Below are 951 nucleotides of genomic sequence, written 5' to 3' on the forward strand. Positions count from 1 at the left end.
GAGATCCACACCGTCGTCGGCGCGGGCGCAGGCAACGAGGGTGCGATGGACGCCGCGAACATCCTCAAGCCGAAGCTCGCCCGTGGTGAGCTGCACGTCGTCGGTGCGACCACCCTCGACGAGTACCGCAAGCACATCGAGAAGGATCCGGCGCTCGAACGTCGTTTCCAGCCGGTCACCGTCGACGAACCCGCACGCGACGACGCCGTCACGATCCTGAAGGGTCTGGCCGATCGGTACGCCGAGTTCCACAAGGTCCGGTACACCGACGAAGCGCTCGAAGCGGCCGTCGACCTGTCGATGCGGTACCTACCCGACCGGCAGTTGCCGGACAAGGCGATCGACCTCGTCGACCAGGCCGGTGCACGACTGCGCCTGCGGACCCCCCGCACGGACGTGACCGAACTGCGTTCGCGGCTGGGCGAACTCGAGGCGGAGAAGGACCGCGCCGTCGAAGCCGAACAGTACGAGGAGGCCTCGCGCATCCGCGACGAGATCCTCCGTCTCCAGGCACGGATCGACAGCGGCGACGGAACCGGCGAGGGTACTCCCACCGTCGATCCGGAACTGATCGCCGAGATCGTCTCACGGGCCACCGGTGTCCCGGCCTCGCAGATGACCCGCGCGGAGAAGGAGAGGCTGCGCACTCTCGAAGACGAGCTGCACAAGCGCGTCGTCGGGCAGGACGAAGCCGTGCACGCCGTGGCACGCGCCGTGCGGCGCAGCCGCTCCGGCATGAGCGACCCGCGTCGTCCGGTGGGCAGCTTCCTGTTCCTCGGTCCCACCGGCGTCGGTAAGACCGAGCTCGCGAAGGCGCTCGCCGAGGTCCTCTTCGGTGACGAGCGCACCATGCTGCGCATCGACATGAGCGAGTTCGGCGAACGCCACACCGTGAGCCGGCTCGTCGGTCGCCCTCCCGGCTACGTCGGATACGGTGAGGCCGGGCAGCTC

The 951-nt window shown here is 68.8% G+C and carries 1 protein-coding gene; it reads left to right on the plus strand.

Annotated features, from left to right (window positions below):
- On the plus strand, positions 1-951 hold a 951-nt coding region (locus R1101_RS0124395; protein ID WP_016935750.1), incomplete at both ends, for an AAA family ATPase.

This window comes from Rhodococcus sp. R1101, assembly GCF_000278445.1.
Classification (GTDB): Bacteria; Actinomycetota; Actinomycetes; order Mycobacteriales; family Mycobacteriaceae; genus Rhodococcus; species Rhodococcus gordoniae.